The 17,418-nt window shown below is 49.7% G+C and carries 14 protein-coding genes and 1 other annotated feature; all 14 genes read left to right on the plus strand.

Going from position 1 to position 17,418, the window contains the following annotated elements; genetic code table 11:
* The first annotated feature begins 7 nt into the window (after positions 1–7).
* The 14 genes from rplK (at position 8) to rplC (ending at position 17,406) form a co-directional block, all read left to right on the plus strand.
* The gene (rplK, locus tag ET464_RS17060; protein ID WP_129443043.1) at positions 8–433 is read left to right on the plus strand and encodes a 50S ribosomal protein L11; all 426 of its coding nucleotides are present in this window, start codon (positions 8–10) and stop codon (positions 431–433) included.
* A gap of 150 nt (positions 434–583) precedes the next feature.
* The gene (gene rplA / locus ET464_RS17065) at positions 584–1,276 is read left to right on the plus strand and encodes a 50S ribosomal protein L1 (RefSeq protein WP_129443045.1); all 693 of its coding nucleotides are present in this window, start codon (positions 584–586) and stop codon (positions 1,274–1,276) included.
* Between the two features lie 13 nt (positions 1,277–1,289).
* Positions 1,290–1,452: a sequence feature (ribosomal protein L10 leader region), on the plus strand.
* 58 nt (positions 1,453–1,510) lie between these two features.
* Positions 1,511–2,014, plus strand: a complete 504-nt coding sequence (gene rplJ, locus ET464_RS17070) for a 50S ribosomal protein L10 (RefSeq protein WP_129443047.1) — start codon at positions 1,511–1,513, stop codon at positions 2,012–2,014.
* Between the two features lie 85 nt (positions 2,015–2,099).
* A complete protein-coding gene (rplL, locus tag ET464_RS17075) occupies positions 2,100–2,462 on the plus strand; it encodes a 50S ribosomal protein L7/L12 (RefSeq protein ID WP_129443049.1) in 363 nt (120 codons plus the stop codon).
* 93 nt (positions 2,463–2,555) lie between these two features.
* Positions 2,556–3,161, plus strand: coding sequence for a class I SAM-dependent methyltransferase (locus ET464_RS17080; RefSeq protein ID WP_129443051.1), 606 nt, complete (start codon positions 2,556–2,558; stop codon positions 3,159–3,161).
* A 348-nt stretch (positions 3,162–3,509) separates the two neighbouring features.
* Positions 3,510–7,073 carry a DNA-directed RNA polymerase subunit beta gene (rpoB, locus tag ET464_RS17085; protein ID WP_129443053.1) on the plus strand — a complete coding sequence of 1,188 codons (3,564 nt, stop codon included), beginning with the start codon at positions 3,510–3,512 and terminating at the stop codon, positions 7,071–7,073.
* Positions 7,074–7,165: 92 nt separating this feature from the next.
* Positions 7,166–10,789 (plus strand): DNA-directed RNA polymerase subunit beta', encoded by a 3,624-nt coding sequence (gene rpoC, locus ET464_RS17090; protein WP_129443055.1) that lies wholly within the window; start codon positions 7,166–7,168, stop codon positions 10,787–10,789.
* Between the two features lie 222 nt (positions 10,790–11,011).
* On the plus strand, positions 11,012–11,242 hold the full coding sequence (locus tag ET464_RS17095; protein ID WP_129444531.1) for a ribosomal L7Ae/L30e/S12e/Gadd45 family protein: 231 nt from the start codon (positions 11,012–11,014) through the stop codon (positions 11,240–11,242).
* A 163-nt stretch (positions 11,243–11,405) separates the two neighbouring features.
* Entirely contained in the window at positions 11,406–11,825 is a 420-nt protein-coding gene (gene rpsL / locus ET464_RS17100) for a 30S ribosomal protein S12 (protein ID WP_129443057.1), read from the plus strand.
* 54 nt (positions 11,826–11,879) lie between these two features.
* Positions 11,880–12,350, plus strand: coding sequence for a 30S ribosomal protein S7 (gene rpsG / locus ET464_RS17105; RefSeq protein WP_129443059.1), 471 nt, complete (start codon positions 11,880–11,882; stop codon positions 12,348–12,350).
* A 23-nt stretch (positions 12,351–12,373) separates the two neighbouring features.
* On the plus strand, positions 12,374–14,446 hold the full coding sequence (gene fusA / locus ET464_RS17110; protein ID WP_129443061.1) for an elongation factor G: 2,073 nt from the start codon (positions 12,374–12,376) through the stop codon (positions 14,444–14,446).
* A 99-nt stretch (positions 14,447–14,545) separates the two neighbouring features.
* The gene (gene tuf, locus ET464_RS17115) at positions 14,546–15,736 is read left to right on the plus strand and encodes an elongation factor Tu (protein ID WP_129443063.1); all 1,191 of its coding nucleotides are present in this window, start codon (positions 14,546–14,548) and stop codon (positions 15,734–15,736) included.
* A gap of 698 nt (positions 15,737–16,434) precedes the next feature.
* On the plus strand, positions 16,435–16,743 hold the full coding sequence (rpsJ, locus tag ET464_RS17120) for a 30S ribosomal protein S10 (RefSeq protein ID WP_005544556.1): 309 nt from the start codon (positions 16,435–16,437) through the stop codon (positions 16,741–16,743).
* A 39-nt stretch (positions 16,744–16,782) separates the two neighbouring features.
* The gene (gene rplC, locus ET464_RS17125; protein ID WP_129443065.1) at positions 16,783–17,406 is read left to right on the plus strand and encodes a 50S ribosomal protein L3; all 624 of its coding nucleotides are present in this window, start codon (positions 16,783–16,785) and stop codon (positions 17,404–17,406) included.
* The last annotated feature ends 12 nt before the right edge of the window (positions 17,407–17,418 follow it).

Raw genomic sequence — 17,418 nt, forward strand, 5'->3', positions numbered from 1 at the left:
GTAAGTCATGGCAAAGAAAGTCATCAAGCTCGTTAAATTGCAAGTGCCAGCTGGTAAAGCGAATCCTGCTCCTCCAATTGGTCCTGCACTTGGTCAAGCAGGCGTTAACATTATGGCATTCTGTAAAGAATTTAATGCTCGTACTGCAGATCAAGCTGGTTTGATCATTCCGGTCGTTATCACGGTGTTTGAGGATCGTTCGTTTACGTTCGAAACTAAAACTCCGCCGGCAGCTGTCCTTCTTCGCGTAGCAGCAGGAATCGAGAAAGGTTCCGGCGAGCCTAACAAAAAGAAAGTCGCTACGGTTAAACGTGATAAAGTCCGTGAAATCGCTGAACAAAAAATGCCTGACCTTAACGCAGCGTCCGTCGAAGCAGCTATGCTGATGATCGAAGGTACTGCTCGCAGCATGGGCATCACGATCGCTGACTAATGGCGTAATGCGCTGCTTTCGTCTTGGAAGCAAGCGCTCCGGGCCGAGCCGCAAGGCGCAGCCCAAACCGGCCAAGCGGATGCTTGGAAGGGTGGGAGGATTTTCCCTAGGAGGATTTTCCGCTATACCACATAAGGAGGAGAATGTATAATGGCTAAGCACGGTAAGAAATATCTTGAAGCTGCTAAGCTGATTGACAGCGAAGCAACTTACGAGCCGCAAGAAGCAATCGAGCTCGTGAAAAAAGCTGCAACTGCCAAATTCGACGAGTCCGTTGAAGTAGCAGTTCGCCTGGGTGTTGACCCTCGTAAACAAGACCAAGCCGTTCGCGGTGTAGTTGTACTTCCGCACGGTACTGGTAAAACAAAACGCGTCCTCGTATTCGCTAAAGGCGACAAAGCGAAGGAAGCGGAAGCTGCTGGCGCTGACTTTGTTGGCGATGCAGACATGATCAACAAAATCCAACAAGGCTGGTTCGAATTCGACGTCTGCGTAGCAACGCCGGATATGATGGCTGAAGTTGGTAAACTCGGTCGTATTCTCGGTGGTAAAGGCCTCATGCCTAACCCTAAAGCCGGCACTGTAACGTTTGACGTTACAAAAGCTGTGCAAGAGATTAAAGCCGGTAAAATCGAGTACCGTCTCGATAAAGCAGGTCAAATCCATGCTCCAATCGGTAAAGTATCCTTCGACGCAGAGAAGCTGAACGAAAACCTTCGTACGCTTGTTGACGCGCTGAACCGTGCTAAACCGGCTGCTGCTAAAGGGGTTTACCTGAAAAACATTTCCGTATCTTCGACAATGGGTCCTGGCGCTCGTGTTTCCACGGCTTCCTTCCGTTAAGAAATCCGGAACTGAATATCGAATATGCATACCGTAGACAGTAGGTGCCGCGAGGCTTAATTTCCTACCGAGGTGTTATGATAAAATGTTTGTGTACGGCATTGGCTAATAAGCCGATGCCGGGAAACGGACGATCATGGCCTTCGCGAGTTTGCGAGGGCCTTTCTCATGCACCCTAGTCAATCGACTTGTCATGAACGGCATGTACAACTGACCTTATAGGAGGTGTACAATTTGGCTAACGCTAAGATTATTCAAGGCAAACAACAAGCAGTTGAAGAAATCACTTCGAAACTGCGCGAAAGCTCCAGCACGGTCGTTGCTGACTACCGCGGTCTGAACGTAGCGCAAGTAACAGAACTTCGCAAACAGCTTCGTGAAGCTGGCGTTGAGTTCCAAGTTCTGAAAAACTCGCTCGTTCGCCGTGCATCGGAAGCAGCTGAGTTGTCGGGTCTGAACGAAATTCTGACAGGTCCTACAGCTATCGCATTCAGCAAAGAGGATGCTGTCGCTCCAGCGAAAATCTTGAACGATTTCGCGAAGAAGAACGAAGCGCTCAAGCTGAAAGGCGGCGTCGTTGAAGGTCAAGTCGTTGACCTCGCTCAAATCAAAGCACTGGCAGAACTTCCTTCCCGCGAAGGTTTGCTCTCCATGCTCCTCAGCGTCCTGCAAGCGCCTATGCGCAACTTCGCCCTTGCGGTTAAAGCAGTTGCTGAAAAACAAGAACAACAAGCGTAAGCTTGACGTTCCGGTTTACCTTTCTGCCGGCTAGCGCCGGACAGACCAACAAAAAACTATAAACAATTATTTGGAGGTTTATCTAATGAGCAAAGAGCAAATCTTGGAAGCCATTAAAGGCATGAACGTTCTCGAACTGAACGATCTCGTTAAAGCAATCGAAGAAGAATTCGGCGTAACAGCTGCTGCACCAGTAGCAGTAGTTGCTGGCGGCGGCGCTGCTGAAGCTGCTGCACAAACTGAATTCGACGTAATCCTGACTAACGCAGGCGCTTCGAAAATCAACGTAATCAAAGTGGTTCGCGAAATCACGGGTCTTGGCCTGAAAGAAGCAAAAGACCTGGTTGACGGCGCTCCAAAACCAATCAAAGAAAAAGTGGCTAAAGAAGAAGCTGACGCTGTTAAAGCTAAGCTCGAAGAAGCTGGCGCTACTGTAGAAGTGAAATAATAAAAGCTAACAAGCTTTGGTTTCACCATATGAACCCCTTGGAACGCTAAGTTTCAAGGGGTTCATTGTATATTACTAAGCGGGGGGTCCACGATGGCTGGCCATTATTATTCGGCAAAACCGGACGTGAAGTCGGACCGGCAAACGGTTGAAACGAAAATTCGGGATTTTTCGTTTCGTTTTGTGACGGATGCGGGCGTATTCTCAAAGTCTGCTGTAGATTACGGAAGCAGAGTGCTGCTTGAAACATTAACGATTAATCCGGACGCCAAGGTGCTGGATGTCGGCTGCGGTTACGGCCCGATTGGACTAACGGCAGCAAAACTGGCGCCGCAAGGCCATGTTACGATGATCGACATTAACGAGCGAGCTGTCGAGCTGGCCCGTCATAACGCCAAGCTGAACGGCATCGCCAATGTGACGATTGTTCAAAGCGATCTATATGAGAAAGTAAAAGATGCAGCATTTGATACTATTTTGACTAATCCGCCGATTCGTGCGGGCAAAGCCGTTGTCCACCGGATTTTCGAAGAAGGTTATGAACGGCTTGTGCCGGGCGGCCGCATGTGGGTCGTTATTCAGAAGAAGCAGGGCGCGCCTTCTGCGGAAGCTAAATTGCTGTCGCTTTTTGGCCAAGTGGATGAAATAACAAAGGATAAAGGCTACCGCATCTTTTGTGCCGTTAAATCCGGCGAGTGAAGCAGGAAAATGCGTAAATGGATCTTTTTGGGAATGAATTTAAAATCTTGACTTGACATTTGCGATGTGATAGTATTATAAAATGTCAGCATTAAATTGGGCTCAATATCTTTAGTCAGTTAAAATGTCAAGCGCGATTTTTTTGAGGCGAATGCATATTTGGCCGGCGTATGACGTATAATGTTTACATTTTGGGCAAAATTACTTGATATGAGGCCGTGGCGCCTTCGTTCGCGCGTGGCCGGCTCCCGGAACATGCTCTTTTTTCGAAGCTATTCGATAAGGGCTTTTCTTTATTTGAAAGAAGAACATGTGTCGGGAGTAAAATATCGATGCTGTGAGACAGACATGAGGGGTGAGGTAAAGTTGGCAGGACAACTTGTTCAGTATGGTCGGCGCACGCGTAGAAGCTATGCCCGAATCAACGAGGTGCTGGAAGTCCCAAACCTAATTGAGATCCAACAAAAATCGTACGAGAAGTTTCTGGAAAGCGATCTGCTAGAACTGTTCCAGGATATCTCGCCGATTCAGGACTTTACGGGGAATCTATCACTTGAGTTTATCGATTATAGCTTGGGGGAACCTAAGTATTCGGTTGACGATTCGAAAGAGCGCGATGTGACGTATGCTGCTCCATTACGCGTTAAGGTGCGGCTGTTCAATAAGGAAACCGGCGAAGTGAAGGAACAAGAAGTGTTCATGGGTGACTTCCCGCTGATGACCGAGACCGGCACGTTTATTATTAACGGGGCGGAACGGGTTATCGTCAGTCAATTGGTTCGATCCCCAAGTGTATATTTCAGCACGAAGGTTGATAAGAACGGGAAGAAGACATACACGGCTACTGTCATTCCTAACCGCGGCGCATGGCTCGAGCTTGAAACGGACGCCAAAGATATCATTTACGTTCGGATCGACCGCACGCGCAAAATCCCGGTAACGGTTCTTTTGCGTGCGCTTGGTTTCGGCACCGATGCCGAAATTTTGGAGCTGCTTGGCAATGACGAGTATATCCGCAATACGCTCGACAAGGATAACACCGACTCGACGGAAAAAGCATTGATCGAAATTTATGAACGTCTTCGTCCAGGCGAGCCGCCGACATTGGACAACGCAAGAAGCCTGCTCGTTGCGCGCTTCTTTGATCCAAAACGGTATGACCTTGCAAACGTAGGCCGTTACAAAATAAACAAAAAGCTTCACATCAAAAATCGCTTGTTCAACCAACGTCTTGCTGAGACGCTGTTTGATCCGGACACAGGCGAAATTATCGCTGAAGCTGGTCAAGTGATTGACCGCAGACTGCTTGACGAAATTTTGGACCGTCTTGAAACCAACGTAGGTTTCAAAACCTACCATGTTGCAGGCGGCGTTCTGGAATCCGACAGCATTCCGCTTCAAGCCGTTAACGTATTCTCGCCGCTGGATGAGACGAAGGTGATCAAAGTCATCTCGAACGGTATTATCGACAAAGCGGTGAAGCATATTACGCCGGCCGATATTATCGCATCCATCAACTATTTCATCAACCTGTTGCATGGCGTAGGCAACACGGACGATATTGACCATTTGGGCAACCGCCGCCTTCGTTCCGTTGGCGAACTGCTGCAAAACCAGTTCCGTATCGGTTTGTCCCGTATGGAACGCGTTGTCCGCGAAAGAATGTCCATTCAGGACGCGAATGCGATTACGCCGCAGGCTCTTATTAATATACGCCCGGTCATTGCGTCCATTAAGGAATTTTTTGGCTCTTCGCAGCTGTCGCAGTTTATGGACCAGACGAACCCGCTTGCCGAGCTTACGCATAAACGCCGTTTGTCCGCTCTTGGACCTGGCGGTTTGACGCGTGAACGGGCTGGCATGGAAGTCCGCGACGTCCATCCGTCCCACTATGGACGGATGTGCCCGATCGAGACGCCGGAAGGTCCGAACATCGGTCTGATCAACTCCTTGTCGACGTTTGCCCGGATCAATGAGTATGGCTTTATTGAAGCGCCATACCGTTGGATCGATCCGAAGACAGGTCGGGTAACGGATCAAGTTACCTATATGACTGCCGATGAAGAAGACAACTACGTTGTAGGCCAAGCGAACGCTTTGCTGAACGAAGACGGTTCATTTGTGGAAGAGACCAACATTGTCCGTTACAATAAGCAAGCCGATAACATTTTGACGATGCCGTCCAGCCGGATTGACTATATGGACGTATCGCCGAAACAGGTTGTTTCCGTGGCGACGGCTCTTATTCCGTTCCTTGAGAACGATGACTCGAACCGCGCCTTGATGGGATCGAACATGCAACGCCAAGCTGTACCGCTTCTTATTCCGAAAGCTCCGTTCGTCGGAACGGGCATGGAGCATAAAGCGGCGAAAGACTCGGGTGTATGTATTGTATCCAAGTACGACGGTATTATTGAACGGGTTACGGCAAATGAAATTTGGCTGCGTCGTGTTGAGACAATCGACGGCCGCGAAGTTCACGGTGACCTGATTAAACATAAAGTTCATAAATTTATGCGTTCCAACCAAGGTACCTGCATCAACCAGCGCCCAATCGTCCGCAAAGGCGAAGTAATCAAAAAAGGCGACATTCTGGCTGACGGCCCTTCGACGGAACAAGGCGAATTGGCGCTTGGCCGCAACGTAGTCGTTGCCTTCATGACTTGGGAAGGTTACAACTACGAGGATGCCATCCTGCTTAGCGAAAAACTTGTGAAAGAAGACGTGTACACGTCCATTCACATTGAGGAATATGAATCCGAAGCCCGCGATACGAAGCTGGGGCCGGAAGAAATTACACGCGACATCCCGAACGTTGGGGAAGAAGCGCTCAAAAACCTCGACGAACGCGGTATTATCCGTGTCGGCGCCGAAATTGGCGCGGGCGACATTCTGGTCGGCAAAGTAACGCCTAAAGGCGTAACGGAGCTTACGGCAGAAGAACGCTTGCTGCATGCCATCTTTGGCGAAAAGGCACGCGAAGTTCGCGATACGTCGCTCCGTGTACCGCATGGTACGGACGGCATCGTTGTAGACGTGAAAGTATTTACGCGCGAGAACGGCGACGAGCTGCCTCCGGGCGTTAATCAGCTTGTCCGTGTTTACATCGCTCAGAAGCGTAAAATTTCGCAAGGCGATAAAATGGCAGGACGCCACGGTAACAAAGGGGTTATCGCGCGCATCATGCCGGAAGAAGATATGCCGTTCCTGCCGGACGGCACGCCGGTTGAGGTCGTTCTGAACCCGCTGGGCGTACCTTCCCGGATGAACATCGGTCAAGCGTTTGAAGTCCATCTTGGCATGGCCTGCAAGCTGCTCGGCATTCATGCGGCAACGCCGGTATTTGACGGCGCGCGTGAAAATGACGTATTTGACACCCTTGTAGAAGCCGGCATGCAGCGCAACGGTAAAACCGTTCTGTACGACGGCCGCACAGGCGAAACGTTTGAACGTGAAGTAACTGTAGGCGTCATGTACATGATCAAACTGGCGCACATGGTCGATGATAAAATCCATGCCCGCTCGACAGGCCCTTACTCGCTTGTTACCCAGCAGCCGCTGGGTGGTAAAGCGCAGTTCGGCGGCCAGCGTTTCGGGGAGATGGAAGTATGGGCGCTTGAAGCTTACGGTGCCGCTCATACGCTGCAAGAAATCCTCACGGTTAAGTCTGACGACGTGGTTGGCCGCGTGAAGACGTACGAATCGATCGTGAAGGGCGAGAACGTACCGGAGCCAGGCGTTCCGGAATCGTTTAAGGTATTGATCAAAGAGCTTCAAAGCCTTGGCATGGACGTAAAAATCCTGTCCGAGAATGAAGAGGAAATCGAGATGAAAGAATCGGACGATGAAGATGATGCAGCGGGCGATAAACTGAATCTCAACCTTGAAGGCGCAGAAGTTGGCGCGGAATAAATAACGATTTCAGGCACGGCTCCCGACGGCAATGGTTCTCATCGGGAGTCAGCCTATGACTACAGCTATACATGACGAAGGAGGGTTGCTCCTTGTTGGACGTGAACAACTTCGAGTATATGAAAATTGGTCTGGCATCGCCGGATAAAATTCGTTCTTGGTCCCGCGGAGAAGTGAAAAAACCGGAAACAATCAACTACAGAACGTTGAAGCCGGAAAAGGAAGGGCTCTTCTGCGAGAAAATTTTTGGACCGCAGAAAGACTGGGAATGTCACTGCGGCAAATATAAACGGGTTCGTTATAAAGGCGTCGTGTGCGACCGCTGCGGCGTTGAAGTAACCCGCGCGAAAGTTCGCCGCGAACGGATGGGCCATATCGAATTGGCTGCTCCTGTATCGCATATTTGGTACTTTAAAGGGATTCCAAGCCGCATGGGTCTTGCTTTGGATATGTCTCCTCGTTCGCTTGAGGAAATTATCTACTTTGCATCCTATGTCGTAACCGACCCTGGAGATACGCCGCTCGAGAAAAAACAACTGCTGTCCGAAAAAGAATACCGCAGCTACCGTGAAAAATACGGCTACGGATTCCAAGCCGGCATGGGCGCTGAAGCGGTTAAAAAGCTTTTGCAGGACATTGATGTGGAAAAAGAGCTTGAGACGCTGAAAGAAGAGCTTCGTACGGCGCAAGGCCAACGCCGCAACCGTGCGATCAAACGTCTGGAAGTCATCGAGGCATTCCGTAATTCCGGCAACCAGCCGGATTGGATGATTCTTGATGTGCTGCCGGTTATTCCGCCGGAGCTTCGCCCGATGGTTCAGCTCGACGGCGGACGTTTTGCAACGTCTGACCTGAACGATCTGTACCGCCGCGTTATTAACCGCAACAACCGTCTGAAACGCCTTCTGGATCTTGGCGCACCGGACATTATCGTGCAAAACGAGAAACGGATGCTGCAAGAAGCCGTTGACGCTTTGATCGATAACGGCCGCCGCGGCCGTCCGGTAACTGGCCCGGGCAACCGTCCTTTGAAATCGCTCAGCCATATGCTGAAAGGTAAACAAGGCCGTTTCCGCCAAAACTTGCTCGGTAAACGCGTTGACTATTCCGGCCGTTCCGTTATCGTCGTAGGTCCGGACCTGAAAATGTTCCAATGCGGCCTGCCGAAAGAGATGGCTTTGGAGCTGTTTAAGCCTTTCGTCATGAAAGAGCTTGTTAATAAAGGTCTTGCTCATAACATCAAAAGCGCAAAACGCAAAGTAGAACGCGTAAGCGCAGAAGTGTGGGACGTTCTGGAGGAAGTTATCAAAGAACATCCGGTTCTGCTGAACCGTGCCCCTACGCTTCACAGACTCGGTATTCAAGCGTTTGAACCGATTTTGGTGGAAGGCCGCGCTATCCGCCTCCATCCGCTCGTATGTACGGCGTACAACGCCGACTTCGACGGCGACCAAATGGCCGTTCACGTTCCGCTGTCCGCAGAAGCCCAAACGGAAGCACGTCTTCTGATGCTTGCTGCAGGCAACATTTTGAACCCGAAAGACGGCAAGCCTGTCGTTACGCCTTCGCAGGATATGGTTCTTGGCAGCTACTATCTGACGATGGACAATAACGAAGCCAAAGGCGCCGGATCGGTATTCGCAACCGTAAATGAAGCAGTATCGGCTTATCAGCGCGAGATTGTCTCGCTGCATGCCCGTATCTTCATCCCTGCGCGCGTGTTGAACAAAACAGGCTTTACCAAAGAGCAGAACGAATCGCTTATCTCGACTACGGTCGGCAAGGTGATCTTTAACGAGATTTTCCCTGCAGACTTCCCGTATATTAACGAGGCAACGAAAGTTAATCTGCTTCAAGGTACACCTGATAAATATTTCGTGCATGAAAAAGGTACTGACCTGAAAAAATTTGCAGAAGCGCTGCCGATTGCCGGCGGTGTCGGCAAAGAGTACCTCGGTACGATTATCGCCGAGTGTTTCCGCAAATACCATACGACACAAACGTCGATTACGCTTGACCGCATCAAGCAGCTCGGTTTCACGTATTCCACGCGTGCCGGCGTTTCGATCGCCGTATCCGACGTTGTCGTGCCGAAAGAAAAAGCGGATATCCTGAGCGAAGCGGAAAATCAAGCGAAAGTTGTTACGAATCAATACCGTCGCGGTTTGATTACGAATGACGAACGTTATGACCGTGTTATCGATATTTGGGGTAAAGCGAAAGATCGCATTACCGACGTGCTGATGAAATCAATGGACCGCTACAACAACATCATGCTTATGGTTGATTCCAAAGCGCGCGGTAACAAATCGCAGATCACGCAGCTTGGCGGCATGCGCGGCCTGATGGCCAACCCGGCCGGCCGCATCATCGAGTTGCCGATCAAATCGAACTTCCGCGAAGGCCTGACCGTCCTCGAGTACTTCATCTCGACGCACGGTGCGCGTAAAGGTCTCGCCGATACGGCTCTTCGTACAGCCGACTCGGGTTACTTGACCCGCCGTCTGGTTGACGTTGCGCAAGACGTTATCGTTCGTGAAGACGATTGCGGTACGGACAAAGGCTTTACCGTTCATAAAATCCAGGACGGCAAAGAAGTTATCGAGGATCTGTACGACCGTATTGAAGGCCGTTACTCCTTCGAGACGGTTCGTCATCCAGTGACGAAAGAAATTATTGTGAACCGCAACGAATTGATTGATTCGGACAAAGCAGAAGCTATCGTAGATGCTGGTATCGAAAAGATCCAAATTCGTTCGATCTTGAGCTGCCGCGCCCGCCATGGCGTGTGCAAAATTTGCTACGGCCGCAACCTGGCAACAGGCAAGCACGTAGAGATCGGCGAAGCTGTCGGCATCATCGCTGCCCAATCGATCGGCGAGCCGGGAACCCAGCTCACCATGCGTACATTCCATACCGGCGGCGTTGCCGGCGACGATATTACGCAAGGTTTGCCGCGTATCCAGGAGCTTTTCGAAGCGCGTAACCCGAAAGGCCAAGCGATCATTACGGAGCTTGACGGCGTAATCAAAGAGATTCGCGAAGCGAAAGACCGCCGCGAAATCGAAGTGCAAGGCGAAGCGGAAACGAAGGTCTATGCCGTTACTTACGGCTCCCGTATCCGTGTAACCGAAGGGCAGCATGTAGAAGCCGGCGATGAGCTGACCGATGGTTCCATTGACCCGAAAGACATGCTGCGCATTAAAGGTATCCGTGGCGTTCAGAACTACATCCTTCAGGAAGTTCAACGCGTATACCGGAATCAGGGCGTAGAAATCAACGACAAGCATATCGAAGTCATGGTTAAGCAAATGCTTCGCAAAATCCGTATCGTTGATGCGGGCGATACGACGCTGCTGCCAGGCGCTTTTGTTGATATGCATGAATACGAAGAAGCAAACCGCGATGCAATCTTGGCCGGCAAAGAACCTGCCGTTGCAAAACCGGTATTGCTCGGTATTACCAAAGCTTCCCTCGAAACGGATTCCTTCTTGTCCGCTGCGTCGTTCCAAGAAACGACCCGCGTGCTTACCGACGCTGCCATCAAAGGCAAAGTCGATCAGCTGCTCGGCCTGAAAGAAAACGTCATTATCGGCAAGCTGATTCCGGCAGGTACGGGGATGACCCGCTACCGGAATATCCGTTTTGCCGGTATCGAAGAAGAGCAAGAAGCAGCGCAAGGCGAGCTGGAGTCCGAAGCGGTTACGGTTGATTAATCGACCGCTTGCTCCCTTCCTTGTAAAGCATGGCGAACGCAGCGCGGCAGCCGGATGTCTCTGACAATCGGCTGCCCGCTTTTCGCTTGCTGTGCGAAAAGTTACAAATGTTAGCAATGAGCATTTTGCAATGCCGCCTTGACATAGCAGGGCATTAGGTGATAATATATCGAAGTGTGCCTAGTGGCTAAGCCTTCTTTTTTGATAGAGGATGGTGATACCATGCAATTTAAAGTTGGCGCAAAACAGACGACGAAGATGCTCGAGCAAGGTCGTGCAATCGAAGTCTACATTGCCCGTGATGCAGATCCGAAGATGAGAGACAAGATCGCTCATCTGTGTGAACGTTTAGAGGTGCCGATCAGATGGATCGATACCATGAAGCTGCTTGGCGAAACCTGCGGAATTGACGTAGGGGCTGCAACAGCTGCACTCGTACATGCGGAACAATAAAGATGACACCTTTTTTGCTGGCTCTACAACATGAATGTGGTGTTCGGCAGAAATTTTTATTTGCTCTTTTATGAACCGCCTGGATCTGTGGGCTTAACAATTGGGTTTAATGTCTACCATTGATACAAAAAGACATCAAGATATTGGAAGGGGGTGGCACAAAATGCCAACAATTAACCAACTCGTTCGTAAAGGACGTCAAGCAAAAGTGGTAAAGTCGAAATCTCCAGCCCTGCAAAGAGGTTTTAACGCTCTGAAACGGGAAGCTACGGATATTAGCGCTCCACAAAAACGTGGTGTCTGCACTCGTGTAGGTACTATGACTCCTAAGAAACCGAACTCCGCACTTCGTAAATATGCGCGTGTACGTTTGACGAACCGCATCGAGGTGACAGCTTACATTCCAGGTATCGGTCACAACTTGCAAGAGCACAGCGTTGTACTGATCCGCGGGGGCCGCGTAAAAGACCTTCCGGGTGTACGTTACCACATCGTTCGTGGTGCGCTTGATACTGCAGGTGTGAACAACCGTATGCAATCTCGTTCGAAATACGGCACGAAACGTCCTAAAGCTAAAAAATAATATCCGCATAATATATGCAGATTATCCGATTACTAAAGAAAGGGGGACTTTATCATGCCACGCAAAGGTCCTGTAACAAAACGCGATGTGCTGCCGGATCCGGTTTACAACAGCAAACTGGTAACGCGCCTCATCAACCGCATCATGCTTGACGGCAAACGCGGTGTTGCACAAACGATTCTGTATGATGCATTCAAGCTGGTTCAAGAGCGCACGGGTAAAGATCCGATGGAAGTTTATGAAGCTGCTTTGAAAAACATCATGCCAGTACTTGAGGTTAAAGCTCGCCGTGTCGGCGGTGCCAACTACCAAGTACCGATCGAAGTTAAACCAGAACGCCGTACGTCGCTTGGTCTCCGTTGGCTCGTGAACTACTCGCGCAACCGCGGTGAGAAAACGATGGAAGAACGTTTGGCTGCTGAGATCATCGATGCATCCAACAACACTGGCGCTTCTGTTAAGAAACGTGAAGATACGCACAAAATGGCGGAAGCAAACAAAGCATTCGCTCACTACCGTTGGTAGGATAACGAAGGGAGACTATATTCATGGCAAGAGAGTTCTCCTTGAAAAATACGCGTAATATCGGGATTATGGCGCATATTGACGCTGGTAAAACCACAACGACTGAACGGATCTTGTTCTATACGGGCCGTACCCACAAAATCGGCGAAGTGCATGAAGGCGCTGCGACGATGGACTGGATGGAACAAGAACAAGAGCGCGGCATCACGATTACGTCTGCCGCAACGACCGCTCAGTGGAAGGGTCACCGCATTAATATCATTGACACCCCGGGACACGTTGACTTCACAGTAGAAGTTGAACGCTCCCTGCGCGTATTGGACGGGGCCGTTGGGGTTTTCAGTGCAAAAGAAGGCGTTGAGCCGCAGTCCGAGACTGTATGGCGTCAAGCTGACCGTTACGGCGTACCTCGTATCGCTTACATCAACAAAATGGACATTATCGGCGCGGACTTCCTGAATGTTGTTAAAGACATGCGTGAACGTCTGCAAGCCAATGCGGTAGCTATCCAGCTTCCAATTGGTGCTGAAAGTGACTTTGTTGGCGTAGTCGACATTGTTGAGCGCGTAGCGTACAAATACAAAGACGACCTCGGCAAAGAGCCTGAGCAAGTCGAAATTCCTGCTGAGCTTGTAGACCAAGTCGAAGAGCTCCGTATGGAACTGGTTGAGAAAGTAGCAGAACTCGACGAAGAGCTGATGATGAAGTACCTGGAAGGCGAAGAAATTTCGATTCCGGAACTGAAAGCAGCACTCCGCAAAGGCGTTTGCGAAGTTAAAATCTTCCCGGTTATCGCTGGTTCCTCGTACCGCAACAAAGGCGTTCAAATGATGCTTGACGCGGTTGTTGACTACCTGCCATCCCCGCTTGACGTACCAGCTATTAAAGGTACGCTCGAAGACGGCGAAGAGTCGGTACGCCATTCTTCCGATGAAGAGCCGTTCGCGGCTTTGGCGTTCAAGATCATGACTGACCCTTATGTTGGTAAATTGACGTTCTTCCGTGTATACTCGGGTATCCTGAAATCCGGTTCCTATGTTCTGAACTCGACGAAGAACAAACGTGAACGTATCGGACGGATTCTCCAAATGCACGCGAACAGCCGTCAAGAAATCACGGAAGTTTACGCGGGTGACATCGCTGCTGCGGTTGGTCTGAAAGACACGATCACAGGCGACACGCTTTGCGACGAAAAGAATGTTATCATTCTTGAATCGATGAACTTCCCTGAACCGGTTATCGAAGTTGCTATCGAGCCTAAAACGAAAGCTGACCAAGATAAACTCGGTATCGCGATTTCCAAGCTTGCTGAAGAAGATCCAACCTTCCGCGCTTACACCGACGAAGAAACGAACCAAACGATCATCGCAGGTATGGGTGAGCTTCACCTTGAAATCCTCGTTGACCGTATGCTTCGCGAATTTAAGGTTGAGACGAATGTTGGTCAACCTCAGGTTGCTTATCGCGAAACGTTCCGTCAAGCAGCAAAAGTTGAAGGTAAATTCGTTCGTCAGTCCGGCGGTAAAGGTCAATACGGCCATTGCTGGGTTGAGTTTACTCCACTGGAGCCAGGCGAAGGCTTTATCTTCGAAAACAAAGTCGTTGGTGGCGCAATTCCTCGTGAATTCATCGCTCCTATCCAAGCGGGTATTGAAGAGTCGATGAAAAACGGCGTAATTGCCGGCTTCCCAATGGTTGATATTAAAGCTACCGTATTCGACGGTTCGTACCATGACGTCGACTCTTCGGAAATGGCGTTTAAAATCGCTGGTTCCATGGCGCTGAAAGCAGCGAAGGAGAAATGTGCTCCTGTACTGCTTGAGCCAATCATGAAGGTCGAAGTTACCGTTCCTGAAGAATACATGGGCGACGTAATGGGTATGCTGAACTCCCGTCGCGGTCGCATCGAAGGTATGGATACGCGTTCCGGCGCACAAATTATCCGTGCTAAGGTGCCTCTTGCAGAGATGTTCGGTTACTCGACTACGCTTCGTTCCGGTACGCAAGGCCGTGGCGTATTCTCCATGGAGCTTTCGCACTATGAAGAAGTACCACGTTCGATTTCCGAAGCGATCATCGCTAAGAAAAGCTCTTAATAGCAGCTTTTAAGGTTGCGCTTGGCCGGCAATATTGCTTGAAGCGTTAGTGCCGGCCTACACATATAACTTTATGTATATTGAGGAGGATTAAGTTCAATGGCAAAGGCTAAATTTGAACGTACAAAACCACACGTTAACATTGGTACGATCGGTCACGTCGACCATGGTAAAACAACTTTGACAGCAGCAATCACGACTGTTCTGTCCAAAAAATACGGCGGTGCGGCAATCGCATTCGACCAAATCGACAAAGCTCCAGAAGAGCGCGAACGCGGTATCACGATCTCGACTGCACACGTTGAGTACGAGACTCCTAACCGTCACTACGCACACGTTGACTGCCCAGGACACGCCGACTATGTTAAAAACATGATCACGGGTGCTGCACAAATGGACGGCGCTATCCTCGTCGTATCCGCTGCAGACGGTCCTATGCCGCAAACTCGCGAGCACATCCTGCTCTCGAAACAAGTAGGCGTACCTTACATCGTTGTATTCCTGAACAAATGCGACATGGTTGAAGACGAAGAGCTTCTTGAACTGGTTGAAATGGAAGTTCGCGACCTTCTGTCCGAGTATGAGTTCCCAGGCGACGACACTCCAATTATCCGTGGCGCTGCTCGTGAAGCTCTGCAAAACCCAGACGGTCCTTGGGCTGACAAAATCGTTGAGCTGTTCGAACAAATCGACACTTACATCCCAACTCCAGAACGCGACACAGCTAAGCCTTTCCTTATGCCAGTCGAAGACGTGTTCACGATCACTGGTCGTGGTACCGTTGCAACTGGTCGTATCGAGCGCGGCGTAGTTAAAGTTGGCGACGAGATCGAAATTATCGGTCTGAACGAAGAATCCCGCAAATCCGTTGTTACGGGCGTTGAAATGTTCCGTAAACTGATGGACAGCGCTCAAGCTGGCGACAACATCGGCGCACTGCTTCGTGGTGTTGATCGTAAAGAAATCGAACGCGGCCAAGTACTTGCTAAACCAGGTTCCGTTAAACCGCACACGAACTTCACGGCTCAAATCTACGTTCTGACGAAAGAAGAAGGCGGCCGTCATAAGCCTTTCTTCACGGGCTACCGTCCACAGTTCTACTTCCGTACAACTGACGTTACGGGCATCATCAACCTGCCAGAAGGTACTGAAATGGTTATGCCTGGCGACAACATCACGGTTACAGTTGAACTGATCGCTCCAATCGCGGTTGAAGAAGGTACTCGCTTCTCCATCCGTGAAGGCGGCCGTACTGTAGGCGCTGGCGCTGTAGCAACAATTCAAAAATAATTCCGCGCGGCAATAGCCGCAAAGGAATTGCGAGCTATCCCGGCTTCGGTCGGGATAGCTTTTTTTTGTTAAAGCTGAAGAGGACAGCGATGGGTTAAGTGTATGTATAATGAAGGATTGAAACCGATGATTGGATGAAACAGGTATTTATGTGCAGACGCCGCTTAGCGTTTTAAGAGCGGCTGTGTAAACAGCACGATGACGAGGGATGTTACTGCTCGAAGCGGATCTTATCCGTTTAGCGAATGGTTTTAGTTTTAACTGCTGCTTAATCGGTTATTCGGGACAGCTGCTGGCATATTATCGCTCCTGCAGCCGCATGATCAGCTTTGAGGCAATCGGGAAAATAAAGTTACATTATAATAGAAGAAACCGTGCGGAACCGGCCAAAAGACAGCATTATTGCTACATAAAGGGATAGCAAGAAGCACCACTATACCTGCGGCTTATTGTGTATTAAGATATATACCTGTGGGCGTAAAACGCCGATCGAACGGTAAATGTTTTGAAACGATGCAAGGCTAAACTTTATGTTGCATTTGCCTAGCTATTTCGGTATAATATTGACTGTTGGTCTGTGACGTTGCGATGATGCGAGAGGTTGCCGACACACCCGGCCCCTTTGCCATGGGTTGTGTGACGGGTTTTCCCGCGGAGTATGTCCGATAATAAATTGGGCGATAAAAGGAGGGACTTATATGGCAAAGCAAAAGATTCGTATTCGCTTGAAAGCATACGATCATAGAATTCTTGACCAGTCCGCAGAGAAAATCGTGGAAACTGCAAAACGTTCCGGTGCTGGCGTATCCGGACCGATTCCGCTTCCAACGGAAAAGCAAATTATCACTATCCTGCGCGCTGTGCATAAGTACAAGGATTCCCGTGAGCAATTCGAAATGCGTACGCACAAACGCTTGATCGATATCGTGAATCCAACGCCGCAAACGGTTGATGCGTTGATGCGTCTGGATCTGCCATCCGGTGTGGATATCGAAATCAAACTGTAATAAGCATATCTGATTTTAGAAGGGAAATGAGGTGTCAACATGAAAGGTATCTTAGGTAAAAAACTTGGTATGACTCAAGTGTTTACTGCTGAAGGTAATGTCGTTCCAGTAACGGTTATCGAAGCTGGTCCTTGTGTCGTAATCCAAAAGAAAGACCAAGAAAACGATGGCTATGAAGCTGTTCAGCTTGGTTTCGCTGATAAGAAAGAGAAAAACGCAATTAAGCCTGAAATTGGCCATGCCAAAAAGGCTAACACTGCTCCTAAGCGCTACGTTCGTGAAATTCGCGGTATTAACTTGGGCGAATATGAAGTTGGCCAAGAAGTGAAGGCTGACCTGTTTGCAGAGGGCGAATTCGTTGACGTAACGGGTATTTCGAAAGGTAAAGGCTTTGCCGGCGTTATCAAACGTTGGGGACAAAGCACTGGCCCTATGAGCCACGGTTCCCGCTACCACCGCGGTCCAGGTTCGATGGGTTCGATTCAAGCGAACCGCGTACCTAAAGGCAAACACCTTCCAGGTCACATGGGTCATGAAACAGTTACGATCCAAAAACTCGAAATCGTTAAAGTTGACGCAGAACGCAACGTGCTTCTCGTTAAAGGTTCGATTCCAGGACCGAAAAACGGTTTTGTTAAAATCAAACAAACGGTTAAGAACTAATTGCTCATAAAG

This window comes from Paenibacillus protaetiae, from assembly GCF_004135365.1.
Classification (GTDB): domain Bacteria; phylum Bacillota; class Bacilli; order Paenibacillales; family Paenibacillaceae; genus Paenibacillus_AP; species Paenibacillus_AP protaetiae.

Excerpts from the sequence above, each read along its gene's own strand:
- rplA (WP_129443045.1), top strand. The coding sequence starts at position 584 with ATGGCTAAGCACGGTAAGAAATATCTTGAAGCTGCTAAGCTGATTGAC.
- rpsG (WP_129443059.1), top strand. The coding sequence starts at position 11,880 with ATGCCACGCAAAGGTCCTGTAACAAAACGCGATGTGCTGCCGGATCCG.
- rpsJ (WP_005544556.1), top strand. The coding sequence starts at position 16,435 with ATGGCAAAGCAAAAGATTCGTATTCGCTTGAAAGCATACGATCATAGA.
- tuf (WP_129443063.1), top strand. The coding sequence starts at position 14,546 with ATGGCAAAGGCTAAATTTGAACGTACAAAACCACACGTTAACATTGGT.
- fusA (WP_129443061.1), top strand. The coding sequence starts at position 12,374 with ATGGCAAGAGAGTTCTCCTTGAAAAATACGCGTAATATCGGGATTATG.
- ET464_RS17080 (WP_129443051.1), top strand. The coding sequence starts at position 2,556 with ATGGCTGGCCATTATTATTCGGCAAAACCGGACGTGAAGTCGGACCGG.
- rpoB (WP_129443053.1), top strand. The coding sequence starts at position 3,510 with ATGAGGGGTGAGGTAAAGTTGGCAGGACAACTTGTTCAGTATGGTCGG.
- rplC (WP_129443065.1), top strand. The coding sequence starts at position 16,783 with ATGAAAGGTATCTTAGGTAAAAAACTTGGTATGACTCAAGTGTTTACT.
- rplL (WP_129443049.1), top strand. The coding sequence starts at position 2,100 with ATGAGCAAAGAGCAAATCTTGGAAGCCATTAAAGGCATGAACGTTCTC.
- ET464_RS17095 (WP_129444531.1), top strand. The coding sequence starts at position 11,012 with ATGCAATTTAAAGTTGGCGCAAAACAGACGACGAAGATGCTCGAGCAA.
- rplK (WP_129443043.1), top strand. The coding sequence starts at position 8 with ATGGCAAAGAAAGTCATCAAGCTCGTTAAATTGCAAGTGCCAGCTGGT.
- rpsL (WP_129443057.1), top strand. The coding sequence starts at position 11,406 with ATGCCAACAATTAACCAACTCGTTCGTAAAGGACGTCAAGCAAAAGTG.